Origin of the sequence: Leifsonia sp. EB34 (genome assembly GCF_041260585.1) — a bacterium.
Taxonomy (GTDB): Bacteria; Actinomycetota; Actinomycetes; order Actinomycetales; family Microbacteriaceae; genus Leifsonia.
The window spans coordinates 1,559,561-1,580,794 of sequence record NZ_JBGCCV010000002.1; the positions used below are offsets into that span (position 1 = coordinate 1,559,561).

Genomic DNA, 21,234 nt, shown 5'->3' on the forward strand with positions numbered 1-21,234 from the left:
TGAGCGTCAGGCGGACTTGAGGAGCGCGTCCTCCAGCGCCACCCACGGAAGCATCGCGCACTTCACGCGCGTGACGTATCGGGAGACCCCGGCCAGCACGACGGCGTCGCCGAGCAGCTCCTCGTCGCCCTCCAGCGCGCCCTTCGACTGCATGAGCTCACGGAAGGCCGCGATCGACGCCGCGAGTTGCGTGCGGTCGGTGTCGTGCACCAGGTCGTTGAGCAGGGAGGCCGACGCGGTCGAGATCGAGCAGCCGTGGCCCTCCCAGCTCATCGCGTGGATGCGGCCGGCCGCGTCCGGGTGCACACCCACGGTGACCTCGTCGCCGCAGGTCGGGTTGAACTGGTGCGAGCTGGCCGCGGCGTCCTCCCGGAGGCCGTAGCCGTGCTTCTCGCGGGCGTGGTCGAGGATGACCTGCTGGTACAGGCTCTGCAGGTCGCTCATCGCTCGATCACCCCGAAGAAGCCGCGCGCGTCGGCGACGGCCTCGACCGCGGCGTCCACCTCGTCGGCGGTGTTGTAGAGGTATGCGCTGATCCGCGTGGAGGCCGTGGCTCCGAACCGGCGGTGCACCGGCTGCGCGCAGTGGTGGCCGACCCGCACCGCGATACCGCGGTCGTCCAGGAACTGGCCGACGTCGTGGGCGTGGATGCCGTCGACGACGAAGCTGGCGAGGCCGACCCGCTCCACGTCCGGGCCGGGCCCCAGCACCCGCACGCCCGGGATCGCCGCGAGCCCGGCGAGCATCCGCGCGCCCAGCTCCGCCTCGTGGGCCTCGATGGCCGGCATGCCGACCGCGTCGAGGTAGTCGACCGCCGCGGCGAGCGCGACCGCCTGCGACACCCGCTGCGTGCCCGCCTCGAACCGCTGCGGCGCGGGGAGGTACTCGGCGTGGTCGAGCGTGACGGTGGTGATCATGGAGCCGCCGGTGAGGAACGGCGGCAGCGCGTCGAGCAGCTCGGTGCGGCCGTAGAGGGCGCCGACACCGGTCGGGCCGAGCATCTTGTGGCCGGAGAACACGGCGAAATCGACGCCGAGCGCCGGGAGGTCGACGGCGAGGTGCGGCACCGACTGGCAGGCGTCGAGCACGGCGAGCGCGCCCTGAGCGTGCGCGAGCGCGACGAGCTCCGCGACCGGGTTGATCGCGCCCAGCACGTTGGACACGTGGGTGAAGGCGACGACCTTGGTGCGCGGTCCGATCAGCTCGGCCGCCTCGTCCAGCCGCAGGAGACCGTCGTCGGTCAGCCCGATCACGCGCAGAGTCGCGCCGGTGCGGGCCGCCAGCTCCTGCCACGGGATGAGGTTGGCGTGGTGCTCGGCCTCCGTGACCACGAGCTCGTCGCCCGGGCCGACCCGGAACCGCTCGGCCGCCGCGCCGCCGCGGCCGGCGGACGCGTTCGACATCCCGTAGGCCAGGAGGTTGAGGCCCTCGGTGGCGTTCGACGTCCAGACCAGCTCCTCGGGGCGCGCGCCGACGAAGCGCGCGACGCGGGCGCGGGCGTCCTCGAACAGCTCGGTGGCCTCCCCGGCGACGGTGTGGGCGCCGCGGTGCACGGCGGACGTGAACCGTTCGGCGAAGTCGCGTTCGGCGTCGAGCACCTGCCGCGGCTTCTGCGAGGTGGCGCCGGAGTCGAGGTAGACGAACGGGTGGCCGTTCACCTCGCGGGCGAGGATCGGGAAGTCCGAGCGGAGCCGGACCGGGTCGAGGGTGTCGGTGCGCATACTGTGGTCAACGCTACCGGGGTTCGCTGCAATCCCGCCGTGCGTGACGACGCCGGCTGACACCGGAACGACGGCCGCGTGCGGGCCTGCGGCCGCCGGTAGGCTCGGGGCATGGTCGAACGGACGAACGGCTCCCCGTGGTTCTTCATCGGCGGCGTCCTGCTCGTCGTCGTAGGGCTCGCCGGGCCGCTCCTGGTGGACGCGGCGACCGGAGATGTCCAGTGGGTGGTGCGCGGCGTCGGAGTTCTGGTCGCGATCGGCGGCGGGGTGCTGATCGGCTTCGGGCTGCGGAGACGGCGGGGGCGCTGAGGGCCGGGGCCCACTCCGCCGCGCCTACTCCGCTGCGCCTACTCCGCCGCCGCACGCGCCAGATCGCGCAACTCGACCAGTCTCCCCGCTGCACCGCTGTGCCCGCCGCGGATCGCGATGTGCTGCCGCGCCGGGGGTGTGAACGCGGCGTCCAGCGCGTACGTCACCATCAGCAGGTAGAACCGCAGCAGCCGCGACGCGTCCGCCCGCAGCGGCTCCTGCTCCGGATCGCAGGTCATCCCGTCCAGCCAGCGCGAGAGCTGGGTGAACGCGATCCTCAGCCGGAGGCCCTGACGCGCGTCGGCCGCGCCGAGGCGGCGGTCCGCCGGCCGCACCCCGACCGGATGCCCGGGCTCCCCCGCCACCGCGCACCGTTCCAGGAGGCTCTCGGCGGCGGACAGGTGCGAGACGGCCTCCTCCAGCACGGCCAGCAGGGTCAGTGCGCTCAGACCGTCCTCGGCGAGCGCCGTGGAGCCGCCCGCGCGCGCTCGGGCGAACCACCCCATGGGGTGCCTCCCTCCTGCCGGTCTCCTGCTGAAGTGGGTCCGATTGTACGCTCGCGCGAGGCCCCGGGCACGGCCTCCCGTCGCCGCCTACCCCGGACGTGCGAGCGGATCAAGGTGCTTCCCCGGGGGCCGGAACGCGTCTAACGTCCGGCCTGGCAGTTCCAACGACGCTCCCGCCGCACCGGCGGGTGAAAGTGGAGGAAGCACCGAGATGACCGACCGCAACCCCCCAGCAGACGAACCGACCGAGACCCGGGCGTACGAGCCAGGGACCAGGGCCTACGACACGGCGCCCGCAGACGGAGCGGCGACCGCGCCGGCCGCCGGAGCGCACCGGGCGGCGGGTGAGCCGGTCGAGCCGGTGGCCGCGCGCCGGGTGGACGACCGCTCCCTCGACGAGCAGCCGGTGGACGAGTACCCGCGCGCCGCGCGCTATCCGAGCGACAGTCACGAGGAGACCGACGAGGCTCTCCGGGTCGACGGCAACCGCACCCTGCGCGAGAACGTGGTGGCGCGCGAGCGCAGCGAGTTCGGCGGCATGAAGTTCGGCGCCGCCTTCTTCGGCTGGCTCACCGCGACCGGCATGGCGGTCCTCCTGACCGCACTGGTCGCCGCGGCCGGCGCCGCGGTCGGGCTCGGCGCGTCCGGGGGCAGCGGGAACGCCGTCGCGAACGCAGCCAACAAGAACGCCGCCACGATCGGCGTCGTCGGAGCGATCGCCCTGGTCGTGATCGCCTTCGTCGCCTACTACTGCGGCGGCTACGTCGCGGGCCGGATGTCGCGCTTCGACGGCGCCCGCCAGGGCCTCGCGGTGTGGATCTGGGCGATCATCATCGCGGTCGTCGTCGCCATCCTCACGCTGGTCCTCGGCGCCCAGTTCAACATCCTGGGCAACATCAACGGCTTCCCCCGCATCCCGCTGGACGAGGGCAGCGTCACCCTGACCGGCATCATCACCGCCGTGGCCGTCGCGATCGTCAGCCTCGCGGGCGCCGTGCTCGGCGGCCTGGCCGGGATGCGCTACCACCGCCGGGTGGACCGCGTCGGCCTCGGGAGCTGAGCGGCCCCAGACGTCCTGGTCTCGAACAGAGAGGTGCGGCCGGTCTCACCCCGTCCTGTGGGTGAGATCGGCCGCACCGTCACCCGCATCATGGAGTGACCTTCAGGCTGCGGAACCCCCGTGCCGCGATCCCGGTCGAATCAGTGTGCGCGCCCGGGGTTACGGACAGGTGAACGGGAGCCTGTGACTACCCCCAGAACGGGGCCTTCAGGCTGAGGATCCTCCGATGCGGGACCGCCCGGCGGTAGTGTCGGGGCACCCCGATCGAGGAGCCCGATGCCCCAGTTGCCGCCGCCCGGCTGGTATCCCGACGCCGACACCCGGCTCCAGCGCTGGTGGGACGGCCTGCGCTGGACGGATTCGGTCCGCCCGCTGGCCCCCTCGGCGCCGGTCGCCGGCCCTCCGCCGAGCAATGGCTTCGCGACCGCAGCGCTCGCCGCCGGCATCGTCGCCGCCGCGGTCGTGGTGCTGGCGCTCGCCACCGGAGGCGGCTTCGACCCGCTCCTGGCATTGCTGACCCTTCTCGGCGTCGGACTGTCCGTCGGCCTCGGCATCCCCGCGCTGATCCGAGCCGGGCGGCTGGCGCCGCAGCGCATCGGGCGGGCGCGCGCGATCTGGGGCATCTGCCTGGGCGGTGGGGCGCTGCTGGGGTGTGTGCTCGCGGTGGTGCTGGTCTTCGGCGGGGCGCCGGTGGACGGCGGGACGAACGCTGCCGCTCCGGTGTCGGGAACGACGGCGTGAATCTGCGATGGACCTCGATGTGGAGGATGAGATGACCGACAACCCTGAAACGTCTGTGCCCGCGTCGGAGGACGCGCCCTTTGCGCCCGTCGCGGCGGGTGCGCCGGTCGCGCCGGACTGGGCGGCCGCCGAGCCGCCTGCGACCGCAGGCGCGTGGCCGTCGCAGCCGACTGCTCCGGCTCCGGCTCCCGCTCCGGCTCCCGCTCCCGCTCCGGCGAAGTCGCCGCGACTGGGCCGGGTCGCGATGATCATGGCCATCTGCGTGATCAGCGTGTCCGTGCTGATCTCGATCCTTCAGGGCGTGTTCGCGACCACGCTCTACACGTACAGCCGCGCGTCGGGCGCCGGTTTCACCATGCACCCGGACCAGGGCTCGTTCGGCCTCCAGATGATCCTCGGCTCGGTGTTCGGCATCTGGGCGCTCACCCAGGGCATCGTGGCGGTCGCCCAGAACCGCGGCCGGCGCAACGGGATCGTCGCCATCGTCCTCGCGGGCGCGGCGCCGATCCTCAGCCTCGTCGTGTGGATCGCGCTAGGCGTCGCGTTCGCGCACCACATGCAGGGGTGAGAGCCCTCACGCCGAAGCTGTGATCCTCGGCTGCAGTCTGTGCCCGCCGTCGCGGCGCGTCGCCTCTCACCAGCCGCGACGATCGCCCGACGCACCCGACCGACGATTCAGGTAGACGACCACAGCCCACGCCCACACCGCGAGCAGCAGGAACCCGAGACCGATCAGGGCGAGCACGATGTCCGGCCGTCTGAACCCGACGATCGAGTTCAGGACACCTATCAGCGTGTAGGCGATGGCCAAGGTCAGCGCCCAGCCGCGGTTGCCGCCGGTGGACCGCGCCCACCACGGGTAGTCCGATCGCTCACCCGTCACGGGTCGGTCCTGCGGCGGAAGAATCGGTGCGCATGTGGGCGACCGCAGGACCGCCGGCCGGAGCCTGCGTGAGCTGCCGCTCCACGCGGTCGATGCCGGCGAGCTGGCGGCTGGTGCCGATGGGGTACCAGATCGCGATACCGAGGAAGAACAACAGGAAGACGACCTCGAGGATCAGCCGCGACCCGTCCGTGATCATGAGGTAGACGGCCAACGCCGCAAAGAGCCCGAAGACGACGGGTCCGAGCCACCGCATGAGCCGCGCCTGCCGTCGCCTCCGTTCCAGCAGCGGCCGCCATTCCTCGGCCGACGCGCCGTCGGGCGCCCGGCCGGCCCTGATCGCGTCCGTCACCGCCTGCGCCATCGACACCCCGCCTCCCGCGCGGCGCTGCCGAGCGACGATCAGGGCGAACAGCGCGCCGAAGACGACCGCGCCGACGGCCGCCCCGATCGCACTCCCCCAGCCGGTCCGCTGAATGCCCGCCGCGCTGTTCCCGAGGTAGGTCAGCACGCCGAAGAGGATCCCGGAGACGATGCCGACGACGAACACGGGTTGCCGGTTCAGCCACTTTCTCACGATCGCTCCGTCCCCATCGGTAGAGCTGCCCGGGCTCGCCGGCGCCATCAGCAGCGAACACCGAAAGTGAGTGGACGTCAACTATCGGCCGCGCGCAACAAGGTGCGCGTTCGCTAGTGCCGGCCGAAGTCGGCTCTCGGGCCCCGTGGCTCGCGCTCGAGCTTCACAATCCCCGGGGGCGGCAGCGAATCGGTGGCTTGTGCCTCGCCGTCTCAGCGGCGACGCCGAGCGTCGCACCCGTGAGCGTCGGGTGCCGCGCATATCGTGAGAGAGGCTGCCGCACCGGCCGGCGACGACAAGGACTCTCTCACATGCTTCGACGTGTTGGCGCTCTCGCGCTGCTCCCCGCGTTCATCCTCCTCCTCGCCGGCTGCTCCGCGCTGCCGTCCAGCCACCTCGTCGGGGCGGTGCACTCCGATACGGTCGCGCCGCACAGCATCACCGCCGTGGATGCCGGAGCGGGCGCCACCGCGGCGCCCTCTGCCGGCTCGGGGCCCTCCTCGGCGCCGGTGGCTGCGGCTCCGCAGCCCGTCGCGGTTCCCGCCGGCGTGGTCCTCCCGGACGCGTCCAGGACTCCGGGGGCGACGAACCCGGCTGTCACCCAGGCGAACGTCCACCAGACCATCTGCGTGTCCGGGTACACCGCGACCATTCGCCCGCCGGCGTCGTACACGACCGGGTTGAAGCGGCAGCAGCTCGCCTCCGGGTACGCGTACCAGGGCGACACGAACACCCGCGACTACGAGGAGGACCACCTCATCTCCCTCGAAATCGGCGGGTCGCCGGACTCCCCACAGAATCTGTGGCCGGAACCGTACGCGGGCAGCGACGGCGCGCGGACGAAGGACCGGATCGAGAACAAGCTCCACGACCTGGTCGGCTCCGGGCAGCTGACCCTCGCCGCGGCGCAGCACGCGATCGCGGTGAACTGGTGGTCGGCGTACCAGACGTACGTCGGCTGAGGGCGGTGCCCTCCGAGGCCCGCACAACGGGGGCGCGCCGTCTGCGCTACGGGTTCAGCTGGGCGTCGATCGCCGCCGCGAACGCCTTCAGTTCGAGCGTGTCGCCCTCGTAGATCGTTCCTCGGTCGCTCCACGTGAGCGCCAGCGTTCCGACCGTGTCGTCACCGGTCACCTCGGCGCCCTGGAAGCGGGAGTGATCGATGACATCGTCGTGGCTCCCGTTGTGGTGCTCGTCGTCGAAGAAGTAGATCCTCTTCGGTGTCAGGACGAGCCGGCCGGCATGTCGGCCCTCCTCGTCCAATCGATCGGCTCCCACTTCCGCGATCGGTTGCTCGCCCTTCGGAAGCCTGTCCGGGTGGCCCTTTCCATGTTCAACCATGACCGCACCATAGACCCGGAACGAGGGTGATGGCTCGAGATCGGGCGTCGGAATCGGGCGGCCGGGTGAGGGATCCCCTGCTCCCGTCGGCGGACAGCCGTGATCCGCTCAGATCGTGCGTGCGATCAGCTTCGCGTACTCCGCCTCACCCTGCGCATTCGCATGCAGGCCGTCCAGGAAGACCGGGCCGAATCCGAAGATCCACGGGTCACTCGTGCACAACCCGTGACCGAGGAAGCCCGCGATCACGCCGACGAATTGCGCGTTCGCGTCATGGGCGCCGGCGACGCCCTGGCGGATGAACGCGCCCACCCCGACGAGCGCACCATCCACCAGCGTGGCCTGCGTCGCCGTCACGTTGACCGGCACGCCTCCGATGCTGCCGATGTTGCAGGTCCCCGACACGAACCCGAACAGCATCGGGTAGTCCGTGACGCGGATCTTCGCGTTGGGTGCCACGGCACGGATCGCGGTGACGAGAGCGCTGATCTTGCCCGGGAGCGATCGGGCCGACGTCATGGTCGTCGCGAGCGACTGGAGACAGGCCGCAGTGACGTTGGCTCCGCTGCACGCGAGCAGCGTGTTCTGCCAGCCGAGGTCGTTGATGCCGACGGTCAGGGTCACCAGACCCGTGCCTCCGCCGATCGCTCCGTGTGCGCTCAGGTAGCCCAACTGCGTGTACACGTCCGCGGTGGTGGCGCCGGCGCACGCGGCCGAGAAGAACGGCGACTGTCCATAGGATGCGGCAAGCACAGCCGGATACGCGTCGGGAGCGTGCACACAGCCCGGAATGCCGGTGCCGGCCGCTTCGGAGTCGCCGAGCGCCACGTAAGCGAGGCCGGGCGGGGTATCGGCGAAGGCGGCAGCCGATGCGCCGAACAGGGCGGTGAGTCCCAGAGCCACTGCCGCGAACGCGGCGACCACGCGTCGTCTCATGATTCCCTCGAATCCTTGAACGGATCCATGGTTTCCCCCATCAACTGCCCGCGGCCCCAACGCCCGGACGCTGCAGACTCTAAACCCGGAGAGAGGGCCCGCGCCAGGGGACGGGCGCCCAGCGATCAGGTCGGCTCGGCGCAACAAAAAAGCCCCGGAAAACCGGGGCGCTTCTTGCTGGGGTACCTGGACTCGAACCAAGAACAACTGATTCACGGCTCAGGGAGACAACTCCCTTGATTTCTCGCGGTCTCAGATGGCTCAGGACCGCTACAGTGCCATTTATTCGGCTTAAAGCCCCTTCTGGGCTCCAATTCTCGGCCCCGGGAGGTGCCCGGCATCACCATTCATGGAGAGCGCGCAATGACCTGCGGGCTCGCTAGTTCTGTGTTGCCTGCGGATAATAGTGGCTCTTCACAGCCTCGCGAGGGATAGCTCTAGTTGTCCAGCCCGGCATCACCACTCGATGCCGAGCGCGCGCCACACGAGATCGAGTACAAAGTCGGGTTCGTCCAGGTGATCGACGGGCCGCTGGGATGGGATTGGGAGGAGCGTGGTCGGCGAGCACAGCCACAGTGCAACGTCCCGAGGGGACCAACTTAGTTTCGCAGCAAGCCGAATCAAGGGGACGACGACTGCGTGCACGGTCCCATTCGTGAGGTCGAATTGAAAAGCGGGATATCTGTACCCGCGACGCTTCAGGTACAGCAGCTGGCCTCGCTGACGCGCCTTTCTGATCGGTGCCGAGCCTCCAGTTCCCAGGATGCGCGCGACCTCTCTGCCGGAATAGAGACCGAACTCGGCCTGGATCGCCTGTACGGCATTCCTTGACGCGCGCTCCGCTCGCGGGTCGCGTGGTGTCACGGGAGGAGCCATTGGATAGCGCAGCGCCGTCCGGTGAGTGCCGAGGGCCCGGCCGCTGCCGTCGCTCGCATAGTTGTGAGTCCTTCACCGGTCGGCGCACTAGCCCGGTTCGAACTCATTTCGGCCTCCTTGCGAATAGGGCAGCGTAGGCAAACCTAGGGTTTGACCCTCTTCGGTTGTTACGGATCCGGCAGACACTTTGCCTAACTTCGACGCACGGCCACGACCGAAGCTCCAGACCGGAAGCAAGCTCAATGCGGCGACCCGCCGGGCTGGTAGCGTGCCCTCCCGATACTTGGACCGTTGCCGCGTAGCCCAGACTGAAAGACTGCGTTCGAGCGGGTCGTGACTGCGCGCCGCGGGCACGCTCCCGTGCTCGCGCAGGTAGGACGTGTACAGCTCGTACGTTGCCTGCCAGCGGGCGTCTGGGTCGCGCGGGTCGAGTCCTGGGAAGGCGGCGATCCGCAGCCGCTGGTACGTGCATTGCCCAGCTCGCACCGAGAGGCGGCGCTGCCCTTCCAGCCAGAACGCGAGTCTTTGATTCTGGGGGGAAAAGCCCGTGGTTCCGCGGGTGCGGCGCGGGATTTGACCGTATTCAGCGACGTATGCGTCTATCGCGTGGACTGCCGCAACCCATCTCGTTACACGGCCCGCCACTGGCCCGGCGGCGTACCCGCCGGTATCGGCGAGAAAGTAGTGCAACGACCTCTGCTGCTCAGCCGTCAGTCGCTGCCAGGGAACCGTCTGCATGCGTCGGTACGTCTCGCGCAGCTCCCGCAGGTACGCCGGTGAATCCATCGCGCCCTCTCCGACCGGTGCTAGTGCACCTGTCGGAATCCATATGCGCGGACGCACCAGAAACTCGTAAGTGATGACTGTGCGCGGCACAAGCGACCCCCTCGACCCGGCCTGGAGATCAGGCGCTGAGCGGGAGACGGACTGGAGATTAGAACGCCGCGCATGTTACTCAAGTGCGCATGACAGAACTTCTTACGCCTGCAGCAGAAGAACCGGATCCGTGGCGGCGCTTCGGGCCGTTGGAGCGGGCGATTCGTCACCGCGATCCGGAAGCGTGGCTGACGGCGGCGCGTGAGCGCTGCAGCATCGACCCGGAGGATCCCGACGCGTGCTGGGTGTGGACTGGCGCCCGGCACCCAGCCGGCTACCCCATCCACGGTCACCGGCGAACGTTCAGGTTTGCGCATCGAGTCGCCGCGTGGACACGGCTGGATTTCGTCGGCGAGTACAGCCGACTGGGCCCAGTCCACCATGTGTGTGGGGTGCGTTCATGCGTCAACCCTTCCCATCTCGAGTTCGTCACCGCGCTGACCAACGTGCTCGAGTCCAAAGTGCGAAACGCGTTGTTGACCCGGATCGCCCAACTCACGGACGCGCTTCGGGCGCTGGATGCCGAGCACCCTTTGCTGCAGATAGAGAGGGTCATGGACGTTGGTGCGATGACGACGAGAGTCCCGCAGCGCGGAGTGATCAGCGAGTCGGCTCGTTTCCGTGCGCAGCGTGCGATCCGAGCCCGCGCCCGTGAAGACGGGTTTCGGGAGCATGAGCGAAAGCGCTTCCTTCAGGTGATCGAGGTCGAGCGGCTGACCAACGCGGGCATGCGCCAGAAGGACGCCCTCCTGCAAGTGAACATTTCACGCACAGCGTTCAGCGAGTACCGGATCCGGCTGCGCAACCACATCGCGCAACAAGACCGCTGATGGCCTTCAAAGAGGAGATCCGGTCCCGTCGGCCGGTCGGAGGATTGCCGGCTAGTTCTCCCGCAGCAAGGCTGTGCGCCGATCTGTAACGCGCTAGCGAATGACGGCGTTCAGGTCCACCACCGCATAGATCTCCTCGCCATCGGTAGAGGTCACCCATACAACGGCATGCGAGGGTTGCGCCCAGACGTCTCCGATCTGCTCAGGCCGTGCCAGGTGGGATACGACTGCTCGGGCCATTGTGTCCATCGTTGCCGCCGGCGTATGCAGCGTGAAGATCGTTCTACCCTGGTAGACCTCGACTTCGCGGACACCTTTGGAAGCGAGTTGGTCCGCCCGCCAAAGCGTCATCTCCCGAAGCTTACGGCTTAGATCCTGCCATTCCGGAAGGAGCATCGGCACCCCATTCACAGTGCCCCGCCGACTTGCTGTGGGCAGGGTGCGAATCAGGGTGATCTGTGTTTCCATCGTGTGGCCCATCTCCCTCTGCTTCGCCCGGAGCGCCGGATGCGTTCCCTATAGAGAGAGGGGACGACGCGTCCCGACAAAACGTCGGGTTACCGCCGTGCCGCCAGGCGGTGGTATCTGGCGAGCGTGTTACGCAGGTGCTTTTGGTTGTCTGCTCCGGTGAGTTCGGCTTCCAGGCTGCCTACTCCCCCGCGGGCGGGTCCGAACAGGAGGCTGGCGAGCGCCTTCCACTCGGCGCGACGGACGCCGAAGCTGGTGGGGACGTCTGAGATTCGGGTGACTGCGTCCAGGGCACCGGCGGGGCTTCCGGTTGCGGCGGCAGCGGAGATCATCGACTCGACGGTGGCTTCTGCGATGGTTCGCGAGTAGCCGTGTTCGACTAGGAGCGCCAGCACCGTGTTCAGCGCTAATGTCCGGTACACCAGGCGTTCTTGCGCGATGGCTACCTGGGCCACGAGGTCGGGCAGTTCTTCGTCGGACCATCCGGTGAAGTCATCCGCGTCCGGGCGGCGCAAGCCCGGAATTGAGGTGAGTTTGCGTTGGGCCTCCTGCTCCTTCCGGAGAGCTTTCCTGACAGCGGTGCCGGTGTAGGCCCAGGGTTGGGCCACGGTCAGGATGTTCGCATTGCTCCAGATTTCCCAGGCTGCGGTCATGGCGTCAGCGGGATCGGCGCCTTCCCTCCGCGCCAGGCCGGTGAACCTTCGGCGGGCGTGAGCGAGCAGGGTAGCTGCCGCTGGGGTGTACCAGCCGCCGCTGGTGGAGTGGATGGTGCTGAGTTCGCGGCGCAGGTCATCGTCGGTGGTGTAGTCCACGGTGGGGTCCCATTCGGTTTGGGAGCACTCGCGGTTGAGCGCTCCTTCACCTGTGGACATGCGGCGAAATGCCGCGAACCCTCGGGGTGGCTGCGGTCCACCCCCAACGACTACCGAAGGGCGGCTGTGATCAGCCGATGCCGCCGCGAGCTAGTGCGACGGTTCGTACCGGCCCACGACGGTGCGGTGAGCTAGTCGCTCTTGCCCCATCGATCGCCAAGGATCTTGGCTTCCCCGGTCAGCGAGACGCCTTCGCCGAGGTCAACGGTCATCGCGGCGGACAGCGCCTGGGCGACGGCGGCGGCCTTCTGAGTGGGAGCGAGGACAAAGAGCTCGTCGTGCATCGGGATCCACAGGGCGTCGACTCCCAGCGACTCAGCGGTGCGTCGGATACCGACGCCGAAGGCATCGCGAGCGCTCCCCTGAACCAACAGGTTCGAGGCCTTGCTGAATCGGGTCTGACGGGACTGCCCGGTCAGCGGCGGCAGTGGTCGGCCGAATAGAGTCTGCAGCGGTTCACGCTGGCGGGCACGCCGGGTTTGTTCGTTGACCCAGCAGACGACTTCCGGAACGAGGGAACTGATCGCGTCGTGGTAGGCGCGGGCTTGTTCCACGCCTACCAGTTCCGCCAGCGCGGTCTGGGAGCGGCCGTAGGTGTACGCGATCAGCACCACCTTCGCCTGCTTACGGGTGGCGCCGAGTCGTTCGGCGAGGCTGGTGTAGATGTCGGTTTCGGTGACTTTGCGGGTGAAGCTGGGCTGATCGATGAGTCGGGCGAGGACCTTCATCTCTGCCGAGGAATGATCGAATGCGATCACCGTCGTTCCCGGTTCTGCCAGAAGGATCCCGCGAAGTTCCGCCGGCCAACCCTGGAGCCCTGGGGAGCGGATGGACATGCGCCCGGTGACCGCGGAATTGGTTTCGATGATGGGGTGGACACGGCCGCCATGATCGCGAAGCTTGCTCACACCGTTGAGGATTCGTGTCCGCTTCAGGACCGAATGCCCTCGCGTATACAGCTCCCAGCCCTCCTGGAACGAGGCGGCCATCTGGGAGGTGTCGCACTTGCTTGGATGTGTCCATCCGGGCTCGTCGGTACGGGTGACTCGGATTCCGTGAGCGGCCAACCATGCCGCGTGCACTTGTTGGTTGGCCCGCATGTCCAGGCTCAGCTGCCGGCAGATCTGATCGAGTTCGCGTTCGCGTGTTTGACGTTCGCTGGCCAGCCGGGCGAGATCGAGCCGGTATCCGCGTCGGGAGACGGCGCGCCAGAGGTTGTCTTCCTGTTCAACCTGGAGCGCGAGTTGTCGGCGGGCTATCGGGGATTGCTGGTAGCTGAGCATCGCTGCGGCCGTGTCGCGGCCGGGCGCCAGACGCTCAGCGACCCCGGGGTTTCCGAGCGCTCGGCTGACGGTGGTGGCGCAGTGCACCCGAGGTGTGCCCAGCTGGGCCAGGAACTGACCATGCTCACCCTGTTGGAGGGCGGCGTGGGCGGCCCACAATCGGCGTCCGGCGCGATCGACCGCGTCGATCAGTTCGCGGGCGGCTCCCGCCCCTTCAGCCCGGAGCACCGCACCCTGATGGTCGGTCAGCCGAACCGATTCCGTCTTCGAGGAGACCTCAAACCCGAGTGGTCCCGGATACGCCAGCAACCAGCGATCGGTTTCCCCGGTCACCGGCCCGCCTCCTGCCACAGCGCGGTGGAAGCCGAGTCGACCGCCTGCGCGACCGCCGATTCGGCGGGCGACTCGTCCTCGCCGGTCCAGACCTCGATGGGGAGGGCCAGGTACTTGCCCCGCAGGCCGTTGATCGTGACGGACTTGTAGTTTTTGCCGGGATCGCGAAGCGAGACCGGCTTGAACGCCGCGAGCAGCTCGGATTCCTTCAGATCCCGGAAGCGCTGCTCCCGGCCCAGCACCCCCAGGACATCACGCGGGGTGAAGGCCAGGTACTGAAGACCGCCATGACCGGTGGTGAGGTAACCAAGCACCTGACGGGTGTCGTTTGGGTCCTCGGTGACACCGAACAGGCCAGCCTTGTCGCCGGAGACGAGTTTGATGCAGGTCTGGCCGGCGTTGACGCTCGCTCGAAGCGAGAGGACCGCGGCTTCCCACTCTCCGACGGTGTTCGACTGGACGTTCACTGTCCCGTGATGCTGCGCGGTGGCGGTGATGGCAGCGCGAACATCTGCCAGAATCTCGTGAAACCGGTCATGGTCGATCACGCCGAGTTCCAGCAGGTAGGTCAGCCATAGCGCCATCCCGGTTTCGGGGCGAGCAGCGACCTCCCGCACCCGGATGGAGACGGGCAAGTGCGCCCTGGAATCCACCACGTTCGTCCGGTACAGCGACCATTCGGCCACCCACGCGTCCTTGCCGCCGGCTGCGTCCATCCCGCGAGCGACCCAGCGGAGGAACGCCGCGAAATGCTCGCTTGGTAGTCCGTTCTCGGCCGCCTCCTCGAACAGTCGCGCGTTACCGCTTCGGAAGATGTTGACGCTCGGCCCGATCTCCATCGGGAAGAACCGCTCGAGCGAGGAGGCGTACTCCTCCCCCATCGGCAGCCTCTCCCCCACGATCGCCAACGCCGGTGAGGACAGGTCAGGGCTCCCCTGCTCCCACCGCTTCGTGGCCGGGTCGTAGACGCTCCCGACGTGCCGGGCGTTGCCGCCTTCATACCCGGCCCGCACCAGGTACTCCATTGACTCGTCCTGAGCGTCCGACGCCCGAACGGAGCGCCGCTTGCGTGCATCATCAACGATCCAGAACAAGTCGTGCAGGCCGACCCCGGTTTTGGCGATATTCTTCGGCGTGCTGTCGATAACGCTCATCGGCCTCCATCTGTCCCCCGCATGCGCAGCAATCCCCTTTGCCGCGGTGGACTTGCCCGAACCCTTCTTCCCGGCGATATACGGGACGGCACCGACACCGAGCCCGGCGGCCGTGTGCATGAACGCGCCGAACAGCCCGTACCACAGCACCGGAACGGCCAACTCCTCCATCATCGTCAGCGAGTTCAGCGCCGCTGCCTGCTCCTGCTGCTTCGTGAGCTTCGCAGGATCTTTCAGATGGAACCGGCGCAGGTTGCTCGGCAGGTGAGAGCGGGCCAGGTCCGTGAGTCCCTCGGCGTTGTTCCACCCATCAGGGTGCGCGAAACCGTTCTTTCCCTCGATCTCGAACCAACCGGTTCGGCACAGCGCGGGAGTTTCGATCACGGTCTCGGACCGGAAGGTGCGGATCGCGTTCTCGATCGCGGAGCACACCGAATCGTTGGCGCCGGCGACCGCGATCTTCGTGCCGCCAGGAACACGATTCAGCCAGGACCGCGGGCTGCGCAACTCCGCGTCGTGAACACCGGGCACGACCTCGCTGTGGCTGTGGCCCTCCGCGTCCAGGAACGTGACTTCCAGCGTGTGGACGTAGGTCGCCTCTCGGCCTCCCGGGTCTCTCAGGTCATCGAAGAGTTTCTCCGTTCGGAGGACCTGGACCGCAGCCTCCATGAGGACTGACCGGTCTTCCGGGTCTCCGGCCCAGATGGTGCCGGAGATCGGGTCGACGGTCGGCGCGATGCTCGAGCGGCGCGACGTCGAGGGTCCGGCGGGGCGTCTGCCGAGTTTGGCGCTAGCGTTCGCGAGCACTCCCGCGAGCATCTCTTCGCGATCACGAGGATCGACATGCATGCCCAGCAGAGCGGCCGCTTCGGTTCCGCCGGTGCCGGTCACGTAACAGACCGTCGGCTGTCCGGGCTGGCTGCCCAGGAACAGGCCGAGGTCGTGCATCTGCGTCCAGACTGTCGCGTCAGCGCCCGGGTTTCCCAGCCACAGAACAATGCGTGCACCTGGTCCGGCCGGGACCAGCTTGAGAAGGTCCGGATGTGGGTCGGCGTTGACATCGTGCCACTCGTTGGCCCGCTGAAGCGCAGCTACGAGTACGTCGTCGGCTGCGGCGCCGGACGCCGCTTCCAGGTTGCCAGCGCCCACGACGATCAGGGTGGTGCGCGCCGCGTTCGGGCCGCCGCGGACGCGCGACAGCTGAGCGGCGGCAATGACTACCGTGGTCGCATCCGCCAACTCTTCTGCCGGGAATGCCGTGGGTCCGCAGGCGCCGTCCGTCGCCGCCGCTTCGGCGACATCTGCTATCTGGCTTCCAGCCATGGTGTTCTCCTCTGTTCGTGAGCGCAGAAGTGCGTCTCATGTACAGAGGGATCGGGCCGCCCCGACAAAAATGGCGGCTGGCGCTATTTGACCGGCATGAGGGCATTCTGCGGGGGTTCGTAGTACCGAATTCCCGCGTCACCCAGGGCAGGTATAGGGCGGAGCGATCTAACGAAGCACCTACCGTTTCGTCCAATCTCCAACCACAAGTCGGATATACCTCTTTGGAGAAAAGGAGGGACAAAGGGACTAACTCAGAGCCGACATCATGACCTCCGACCAGGCAACGGACGACCCGCGCCCGTGCGACAACCGCGAGGTGACGCGAGCGCCAGAGCTGCCCTGCGAGATTGGTTACTCACCGCCCCCATTGCGGGACCGCGGCGAGGGCAGCACAAAATTAGGACACACCCACCGGTAGATAAGCAGCGGCGAGAACGGGCGGCGTGATATCCAGTCATGACCGTCACAGTGGGCGGCCGATGGCCGCCCGCGTTTCAAACCTGTTGAATGCGGGACCCGTCCGCTATGGGCAGAACACGTGGCTCGTGCTGCGCGACGTGGGCAGTTCTCCGCGCTGTACTGCTGCAACCGACAAGCAGCGTCAAAGGTCAGCCGTGAGAGTGCGCGATCGACATCCCGATTCCTTCGATCACGGTGTCGACGATACTGATCGCTGCTGCCGATGGACCCAGCCTGCACCAGCTGCTGACGGTTGAGGACGACCAACGCACCACATGCATCAACTGCCGCGCATGAATCAGGTTGAGCACGAAGATCCCCGTACCTAATGAGGAGGTCCCGCCGCACATGTTCGACCTTGAAAGAGAAAACCACCTAGCCTTCTTCGAAGACTTGGCAGCACCACCTCCGCCATCTATCTGTGACCAGCCTGAAGTCCTCGCCGAGGGCCGCCGCGTCGCCGAGCAAGCGCGGTCCAAGCGGCTCGGTGAGCCGGAACCGAAAATCAGGACGCGATGTCCATGGCCTTGTACCGGTATTGGCTCTCTGTGCCCTGGTAACGGCGAAATGTGCCGGCCTCCAGGCGGCCCGGCGAAGATACAATCCTGGCTGCGTTCGGTCTGGGGTTAATGCGACGAGATCGTCAGCAGAACCGACCTCGTGGAATAGCCCGACGAAGGGACGGCGCTTACCGCCGCGGCTTCAGCGAGCCCCCGAGAGTTCAATGGAGCCCGCTGTGGCCAACCCGAGCTCGCCGCGGTCGATCCGGAGTCGCTACTCGTGGTCGGCGAAGGCCTGCGCTGCCAGGCTCGGATCTTCCCCCCGATCGACAGCCTCCCGCACCGGGGATGCGACCGGCTCGACCCACGGCGATCTGGCGCCCGCATAGGCGGCACCGCCGCGACGGAAGTGCTCGGCCTGCTCTTTCGTCTCGATGAACGGCATGTCCATCGGGAAGAGATGACCGCGACGGGGTCGCGGTCCGACCCGTGTCACGTGCCCCCACAGCTCGTGGCCGACGACCTCCTCCGCGAGGAGGGATGCCTCGATGATCTTGCCGAGATCCACCGAGCAAGGGATGCCCAGCTCATCGAGAAGGTCGACGATGTCTTCGGTCGGGATCATGCGTGTCATGCGGCCGTGGCCGCCGTAGGGGCACCCGCCCATTCCTCCCACCGAGGTGTCGAGTATGAGCGTGTGCTCGGGTCCGAGAGCCTGGATCGCTTCGTAGGCGGACAGTAGGGCCGTCCCCCTGGCGTCGTGCAGGTGCAGGTGGAAGGTCGTGATCTCGGGCCACCGCTGCCGGATGGCCCTCAGCTGCGAGCCCACGTCCTGCGGGAGGTTCCAGGCCATGGGGTCGCCGATCCACACGGTGTCCACGGTCAGCCCGGCGTCCTTTCACAACAGGATCTGTCGGTCGAGCATGTCCATTCGATACGCCTCGTCGAACGGGCCGAGCCAGTTCGAGCCCCAGGCCGCATTGATCGCCACCGACGCGGTGGTCTCGCCGGCAGCGACAGCACGTTCCACGATCGCTGGCCACTCCGCGATCTCGGCAGCCTGCGACCGGTTCGTGTTGCGCCGTACGAAGACGTCGCAGAGGTGCACCGGGGTCCGGGTCGAGCGCGAGGGCGGCGTAAGCGGAGGGATGTACGCAGCCATGCGCTCCCTGCCTCGTTCGTTGAGCGCGAGGGCGGTGTACGTGACGCCCTCGACCGGGGTGAACCCGGCGGGCCGGACTTTCGTGATCGTCGACGAGCTGGAATATCACGAACTCGCGACCTCCGTGGGCCGGCATCGATGCCGGACATCGATCCCGCCCCCTCGTCTAAAATTCATGTGCTTGCGTTGGAATTGCCGCCCGTACCCATACGCTGAGATCGCGCACTCGCTCGATCACAGAGGTGTGGTGAAAGTGAACGCCTTCCTCCGTCGCCGTGTCTCCTGGAGCCGCGACTCCTCACCCGAAGGGACACCCACGTGTCAGTTACAACATCTGCTCGCCCGACCCCCCTCCGCGGGAGGCTCGGCCGCCACGGGCGGTTCGCCTCTGCCGTGATCGCCGCGCTGGCGCTCGCGCTCAGCGGCGCGGTCGCCGCAAACGCAGCCCCAACGCCCAGTGCTTCCATCAGTTCCACCACGGCCACTCCGGTCGGTCAAGTCCTCATCACGATGACCAACTACCTGCCCAACGAACCGGTGACCATCACCTTGGACTCGTCGCCGGCGCAGAGCTATGCCGACCCCGGCTACACGCAGGGTGTGACCGATGGCTCCGGCAAGTACACCGCCGCGGTCTTCTTTCCCCCCACCACCACGGTCGGTCCGCACGTGCTCGCTGTCTCCAGCAACGGGAACGCGGTCACGGGGACCCCGTATCCCTTCGCGATCACGATCCTCCCCCAGCCCACCGGTTCGGTGACCCCGGCGTCCGTCCCCGACTCCGCCTACCTCAGCAAGGGCGTTACCGCGACCTTCACCGGGTTTACTCCGGGAGCCGCTGTGACGATCACCCTCGGCGACCACAGCGCGATCGGTCCGGTCGAATTCCCGGTCACCGCCGACTCCGGCGGAAGGGTCAGCCTCCACTACCTGCCGACCTCGGGCGCTCGGTTCTCGATGGCGGGCAACTACACGTTCGGGGCGTCCGATCGGAACAGCACCTTCGTAGCAAGACCGGTCACCCTGACCGTCACCGCCGACCCCGTCACCCCGCCAGCATCCCCTGCACCGGCGGCCCCCGCCACGCCGATCCAGCAGAACGCGACGTTCACTGGCTGAATCCGGAACGGCACATCGGGCCGGACGTCAGCGTCAGGTCAGGGCTGCCGGCGCCCGGCACGCCGTTCAGTCGATGGTGATCGGTGTGCCGAGGGGAAGCAGTCGGGCAAGTTCGGTGATGTCGGGGTTGGCGAGCCGGATGCAGCCGTGGCTGGCCGCGTGGCCGATGCTCGCGGCGTCGTTGGTGCCGTGCAGGCCGATCTGACCGGGGCCGCCGCCGAAGCTGGAGAGGACGTCGGAGAATGCGGACAGTCCGAACGCGTAGGGCCCGTACCCGTCATTGGTCGGCTGGAGGAGTTCGGTGATGTAAAACGACCCGCGCGGTGTCGGTGTGCCGCCGGTCCCGGTGGCGGCCGCGTAGGTCTTCACCGGCGTGCCGTTCTTCAGCAGCGTGAGGGTGTTCTGCTCCGTCGAGGCGCGGAGGCTATAGACGAGGCTGCGCAGGGTGACCGTGTCGTCCTGGATCCACCCGGTGCTGCCGTTAGGGCGCTGCGCGAGGTCGACTTGCAGCCAGTCGCCCTGGGTCGAGGCGACGAGGAAGGTCAGCGGCGCTCCGGACGGTTGCGGGTTCGCGAGTGTTTCGATTACGGCGCCCCCGGGCGCCGCGTGCACGGCGACCTGGGCACCGACAGCGGTAGCGGAGGCCCCGATCGCGGCAGGTGCCGGAGGCGCGGTCGGCTTCGGTGTCGGAGTGGAGCTGCGGGCGGCGGTGCGCGGTACTGGTGCACGCACGGCGGCTGGCCCTCCCGCGCAACCGGACAGAAGTAGAGCCGCTAGGAGGGCGGTTGCGCCGAGCATGACGGACGAGTTCGGGCGACTGAAAATGGAGCACCTCCGGAGGTGTGACGGTGGAAAAGCGTCCGCCCGGCCGAAATGTCAGCAGCACAGGCAGCGGAACGGAAACTGTGTCGCCCCAGCATCCGCGCGCGCCGCGTAACGGCTTCGACTTCAGCAAGCATCAGCAGCACGCACGCTTCCGTTAACGACGGACAACGGCGTGCGCCCGTGTTGGATCTTTTCGGATCAACCGGTGAAGTGGGCGGCGCCGGCGACCGGGACCGCGGGCGCTGCCGGCACAGGAGGTGCGGCCGGGACTGTTGGGGCAGGCGTGACAGGAGGGGTCGGTGCAACCGGAGCATCAGCGGTCACGGTCAGCGATGCGGAGTCCGAGTACCGGGTTCCCGTCGAATTGCCGCCGTTGATCACGTACTGACCCGGGCCGAAGGCAGCGAACGATGTGCTGAAAGCAGTGTCCCACTCGCAGTTCACCGTCACACTCCCAGTGGAATCTGCGGTCAAGGTGCCGCCGCACTGTCCGGCTCTGGTCTGGCTGTTCATGGTGAATGTGGTGCTGTCGCCGGGTGCGAAGCCGCTGAATATCACGGAGATGCCAGGGGCTCTCATCTGCGAAATCGTTCGCTGAATCGTCGAAGGCGTGGGGCGCGGGGCCGGGACGACCTGCACGTCCGCGGATGCAGTGAGCCCTGCGGTGGCATCATTCACGATGAGCGCGTGGAATCCGATCGAACCACCGTTCGTCCCTGGGATCTGGACGCTGCCGAGGGACGTGGTGATGGAACCGCTGGAATCGGTGATGGTGTTGAAGAACTGGCCGGTCACGTCCGTACCGTCAACCGTGATCGTCAGGGCATCGTTGGGGCCAAACCCTGACACCGAATCAATGCCGACCCAACCGTAGGGGCTGACCGTGGCCGTGCTGAGGGCGATTGTCGGGGTCGGAGTCGGGATAGCATTCGCCGCGAGCGGCGTCCCGACAATCAAAGTCATCACGATCAGCCCAGCGGAAGTCAGGAACGCGGTGAATCGGAAGGGCCATGGCACAAATGGCCTGGCGGCACGGGAAGGCGACACTCTTTCTCCTTTGAGCTGAGCGGATGAAAC

24 protein-coding genes are annotated in these 21,234 nt (G+C 67.8%); 7 read left to right on the forward strand and 17 right to left on the reverse strand.

Annotated features, from left to right (window positions below; genetic code table 11):
- Positions 1–6: 6 nt before the first annotated feature.
- A complete protein-coding gene (sufU, locus tag ABIA36_RS16960; RefSeq protein ID WP_369963698.1) occupies positions 7–444 on the reverse strand; it encodes a Fe-S cluster assembly sulfur transfer protein SufU in 438 nt (145 codons plus the stop codon).
- Positions 441–1,721: a SufS family cysteine desulfurase gene (locus ABIA36_RS16965; protein WP_369963699.1), complete on the reverse strand. Its 1,281-nt coding sequence runs from the start codon at positions 1,719–1,721 to the stop codon at positions 441–443. Before ABIA36_RS16965 ends, sufU begins: the two co-directional genes overlap by 4 nt.
- A 111-nt stretch (positions 1,722–1,832) precedes the next feature.
- On the opposite strand from ABIA36_RS16965, the gene ABIA36_RS16970 reads away from it, so the two are divergent.
- Positions 1,833–2,030 carry a hypothetical protein gene (locus ABIA36_RS16970; protein WP_369963700.1) on the forward strand — a complete coding sequence of 66 codons (198 nt, stop codon included), beginning with the start codon at positions 1,833–1,835 and terminating at the stop codon, positions 2,028–2,030.
- A gap of 38 nt (positions 2,031–2,068) precedes the next feature.
- Here ABIA36_RS16970 and ABIA36_RS16975 read toward each other — a convergent pair whose 3' ends face one another.
- Positions 2,069–2,536, reverse strand: a complete 468-nt coding sequence (locus ABIA36_RS16975; protein ID WP_369963701.1) for a hypothetical protein — start codon at positions 2,534–2,536, stop codon at positions 2,069–2,071.
- Positions 2,537–2,747: 211 nt separating this feature from the next.
- On the opposite strand from ABIA36_RS16975, the gene ABIA36_RS16980 reads away from it, so the two are divergent.
- The 3 genes from ABIA36_RS16980 (at position 2,748) to ABIA36_RS16990 (ending at position 4,905) form a co-directional block, all read left to right on the forward strand.
- On the forward strand, positions 2,748–3,596 hold the full coding sequence (locus ABIA36_RS16980; protein ID WP_369963702.1) for a hypothetical protein: 849 nt from the start codon (positions 2,748–2,750) through the stop codon (positions 3,594–3,596).
- A 276-nt stretch (positions 3,597–3,872) separates the two neighbouring features.
- The gene (locus ABIA36_RS16985) at positions 3,873–4,337 is read left to right on the forward strand and encodes a DUF2510 domain-containing protein (RefSeq protein ID WP_369963703.1); all 465 of its coding nucleotides are present in this window, start codon (positions 3,873–3,875) and stop codon (positions 4,335–4,337) included.
- 31 nt (positions 4,338–4,368) lie between these two features.
- Positions 4,369–4,905 (forward strand): hypothetical protein, encoded by a 537-nt coding sequence (locus ABIA36_RS16990; RefSeq protein WP_369963704.1) that lies wholly within the window; start codon positions 4,369–4,371, stop codon positions 4,903–4,905.
- A 66-nt stretch (positions 4,906–4,971) separates the two neighbouring features.
- Here ABIA36_RS16990 and ABIA36_RS16995 read toward each other — a convergent pair whose 3' ends face one another.
- Together ABIA36_RS16995 and ABIA36_RS17000 are read right to left on the reverse strand one after the other, a co-directional pair.
- Entirely contained in the window at positions 4,972–5,220 is a 249-nt protein-coding gene (locus tag ABIA36_RS16995) for a hypothetical protein (protein ID WP_369963705.1), read from the reverse strand.
- Positions 5,210–5,797: a hypothetical protein gene (locus ABIA36_RS17000; RefSeq protein ID WP_369963706.1), complete on the reverse strand. Its 588-nt coding sequence runs from the start codon at positions 5,795–5,797 to the stop codon at positions 5,210–5,212. The genes ABIA36_RS16995 and ABIA36_RS17000 overlap by 11 nt, the downstream gene beginning before the upstream one ends.
- 311 nt (positions 5,798–6,108) lie before the next feature.
- Here ABIA36_RS17000 and ABIA36_RS17005 point away from each other — a divergent pair, with 311 nt between their 5' ends.
- Positions 6,109–6,759: a hypothetical protein gene (locus ABIA36_RS17005; RefSeq protein WP_369963707.1), complete on the forward strand. Its 651-nt coding sequence runs from the start codon at positions 6,109–6,111 to the stop codon at positions 6,757–6,759.
- A gap of 46 nt (positions 6,760–6,805) precedes the next feature.
- Here ABIA36_RS17005 and ABIA36_RS17010 read toward each other — a convergent pair whose 3' ends face one another.
- From ABIA36_RS17010 to ABIA36_RS17020, 3 genes are all read right to left on the reverse strand, one after another.
- Positions 6,806–7,138, reverse strand: coding sequence for a hypothetical protein (locus ABIA36_RS17010; protein WP_369963708.1), 333 nt, complete (start codon positions 7,136–7,138; stop codon positions 6,806–6,808).
- Between the two features lie 108 nt (positions 7,139–7,246).
- Complete coding sequence (locus tag ABIA36_RS17015; RefSeq protein ID WP_369963709.1) at positions 7,247–8,062, reverse strand: SGNH/GDSL hydrolase family protein; 816 nt, start codon at positions 8,060–8,062, stop codon at positions 7,247–7,249.
- 975 nt (positions 8,063–9,037) lie between these two features.
- The gene (locus ABIA36_RS17020) at positions 9,038–9,736 is read right to left on the reverse strand and encodes a helicase associated domain-containing protein (protein ID WP_369963710.1); all 699 of its coding nucleotides are present in this window, start codon (positions 9,734–9,736) and stop codon (positions 9,038–9,040) included.
- Positions 9,737–9,915: 179 nt separating this feature from the next.
- On the opposite strand from ABIA36_RS17020, the gene ABIA36_RS17025 reads away from it, so the two are divergent.
- Positions 9,916–10,656 (forward strand): HNH endonuclease, encoded by a 741-nt coding sequence (locus tag ABIA36_RS17025; RefSeq protein WP_369963711.1) that lies wholly within the window; start codon positions 9,916–9,918, stop codon positions 10,654–10,656.
- A gap of 93 nt (positions 10,657–10,749) precedes the next feature.
- Here the strand turns inward: ABIA36_RS17025 and ABIA36_RS17030 are convergent, their stop codons facing one another.
- The 7 genes from ABIA36_RS17030 to ABIA36_RS17060 form a co-directional block, all read right to left on the reverse strand.
- The gene (locus ABIA36_RS17030) at positions 10,750–11,136 is read right to left on the reverse strand and encodes a hypothetical protein (protein WP_369963712.1); all 387 of its coding nucleotides are present in this window, start codon (positions 11,134–11,136) and stop codon (positions 10,750–10,752) included.
- Between the two features lie 77 nt (positions 11,137–11,213).
- Positions 11,214–11,936: a hypothetical protein gene (locus ABIA36_RS17035; RefSeq protein WP_369963713.1), complete on the reverse strand. Its 723-nt coding sequence runs from the start codon at positions 11,934–11,936 to the stop codon at positions 11,214–11,216.
- Positions 11,937–12,127: 191 nt separating this feature from the next.
- Positions 12,128–13,612 (reverse strand): DNA polymerase, encoded by a 1,485-nt coding sequence (locus tag ABIA36_RS17040; RefSeq protein WP_369963714.1) that lies wholly within the window; start codon positions 13,610–13,612, stop codon positions 12,128–12,130.
- Positions 13,609–16,089, reverse strand: a complete 2,481-nt coding sequence (locus ABIA36_RS17045) for a hypothetical protein (protein ID WP_369963715.1) — start codon at positions 16,087–16,089, stop codon at positions 13,609–13,611. The genes ABIA36_RS17040 and ABIA36_RS17045 overlap by 4 nt, the downstream gene beginning before the upstream one ends.
- A gap of 611 nt (positions 16,090–16,700) precedes the next feature.
- Positions 16,701–16,862, reverse strand: a complete 162-nt coding sequence (locus ABIA36_RS17050) for a hypothetical protein (protein ID WP_369963716.1) — start codon at positions 16,860–16,862, stop codon at positions 16,701–16,703.
- 463 nt (positions 16,863–17,325) lie between these two features.
- The gene (locus ABIA36_RS17055) at positions 17,326–17,931 is read right to left on the reverse strand and encodes a hypothetical protein (protein WP_369963717.1); all 606 of its coding nucleotides are present in this window, start codon (positions 17,929–17,931) and stop codon (positions 17,326–17,328) included.
- Between the two features lie 18 nt (positions 17,932–17,949).
- A complete protein-coding gene (locus ABIA36_RS17060) occupies positions 17,950–18,213 on the reverse strand; it encodes a hypothetical protein (protein ID WP_369963718.1) in 264 nt (87 codons plus the stop codon).
- Between the two features lie 318 nt (positions 18,214–18,531).
- On the opposite strand from ABIA36_RS17060, the gene ABIA36_RS17065 reads away from it, so the two are divergent.
- Complete coding sequence (locus ABIA36_RS17065) at positions 18,532–19,332, forward strand: hypothetical protein (protein WP_369963719.1); 801 nt, start codon at positions 18,532–18,534, stop codon at positions 19,330–19,332.
- A gap of 66 nt (positions 19,333–19,398) precedes the next feature.
- On the opposite strand, the gene ABIA36_RS17070 is transcribed toward ABIA36_RS17065, so the two are convergent.
- Together ABIA36_RS17070 and ABIA36_RS17075 are read right to left on the reverse strand one after the other, a co-directional pair.
- Entirely contained in the window at positions 19,399–20,064 is a 666-nt protein-coding gene (locus tag ABIA36_RS17070; RefSeq protein WP_369963720.1) for a L,D-transpeptidase family protein, read from the reverse strand.
- A gap of 291 nt (positions 20,065–20,355) precedes the next feature.
- A complete protein-coding gene (locus ABIA36_RS17075) occupies positions 20,356–21,204 on the reverse strand; it encodes a hypothetical protein (RefSeq protein ID WP_369963721.1) in 849 nt (282 codons plus the stop codon).
- Between the last annotated feature and the right edge of the window lie 30 nt (positions 21,205–21,234).

Coding starts and splice junctions, on each gene's coding strand:
- sufU (WP_369963698.1), bottom strand. CDS start 444: ATGAGCGACCTGCAGAGCCTGTACCAGCAGGTCATCCTCGACCACGCC.
- ABIA36_RS16965 (WP_369963699.1), bottom strand. CDS start 1,721: ATGCGCACCGACACCCTCGACCCGGTCCGGCTCCGCTCGGACTTCCCG.
- ABIA36_RS16970 (WP_369963700.1), top strand. CDS start 1,833: ATGGTCGAACGGACGAACGGCTCCCCGTGGTTCTTCATCGGCGGCGTC.
- ABIA36_RS16975 (WP_369963701.1), bottom strand. CDS start 2,536: ATGGGGTGGTTCGCCCGAGCGCGCGCGGGCGGCTCCACGGCGCTCGCC.
- ABIA36_RS16980 (WP_369963702.1), top strand. CDS start 2,748: ATGACCGACCGCAACCCCCCAGCAGACGAACCGACCGAGACCCGGGCG.
- ABIA36_RS16985 (WP_369963703.1), top strand. CDS start 3,873: ATGCCCCAGTTGCCGCCGCCCGGCTGGTATCCCGACGCCGACACCCGG.
- ABIA36_RS16990 (WP_369963704.1), top strand. CDS start 4,369: ATGACCGACAACCCTGAAACGTCTGTGCCCGCGTCGGAGGACGCGCCC.
- ABIA36_RS17005 (WP_369963707.1), top strand. CDS start 6,109: ATGCTTCGACGTGTTGGCGCTCTCGCGCTGCTCCCCGCGTTCATCCTC.
- ABIA36_RS17010 (WP_369963708.1), bottom strand. CDS start 7,138: ATGGTTGAACATGGAAAGGGCCACCCGGACAGGCTTCCGAAGGGCGAG.
- ABIA36_RS17020 (WP_369963710.1), bottom strand. CDS start 9,736: ATGGATTCACCGGCGTACCTGCGGGAGCTGCGCGAGACGTACCGACGC.
- ABIA36_RS17025 (WP_369963711.1), top strand. CDS start 9,916: ATGACAGAACTTCTTACGCCTGCAGCAGAAGAACCGGATCCGTGGCGG.
- ABIA36_RS17030 (WP_369963712.1), bottom strand. CDS start 11,136: ATGGGCCACACGATGGAAACACAGATCACCCTGATTCGCACCCTGCCC.
- ABIA36_RS17045 (WP_369963715.1), bottom strand. CDS start 16,089: ATGGCTGGAAGCCAGATAGCAGATGTCGCCGAAGCGGCGGCGACGGAC.
- ABIA36_RS17060 (WP_369963718.1), bottom strand. CDS start 18,213: ATGGCTGCGTACATCCCTCCGCTTACGCCGCCCTCGCGCTCGACCCGG.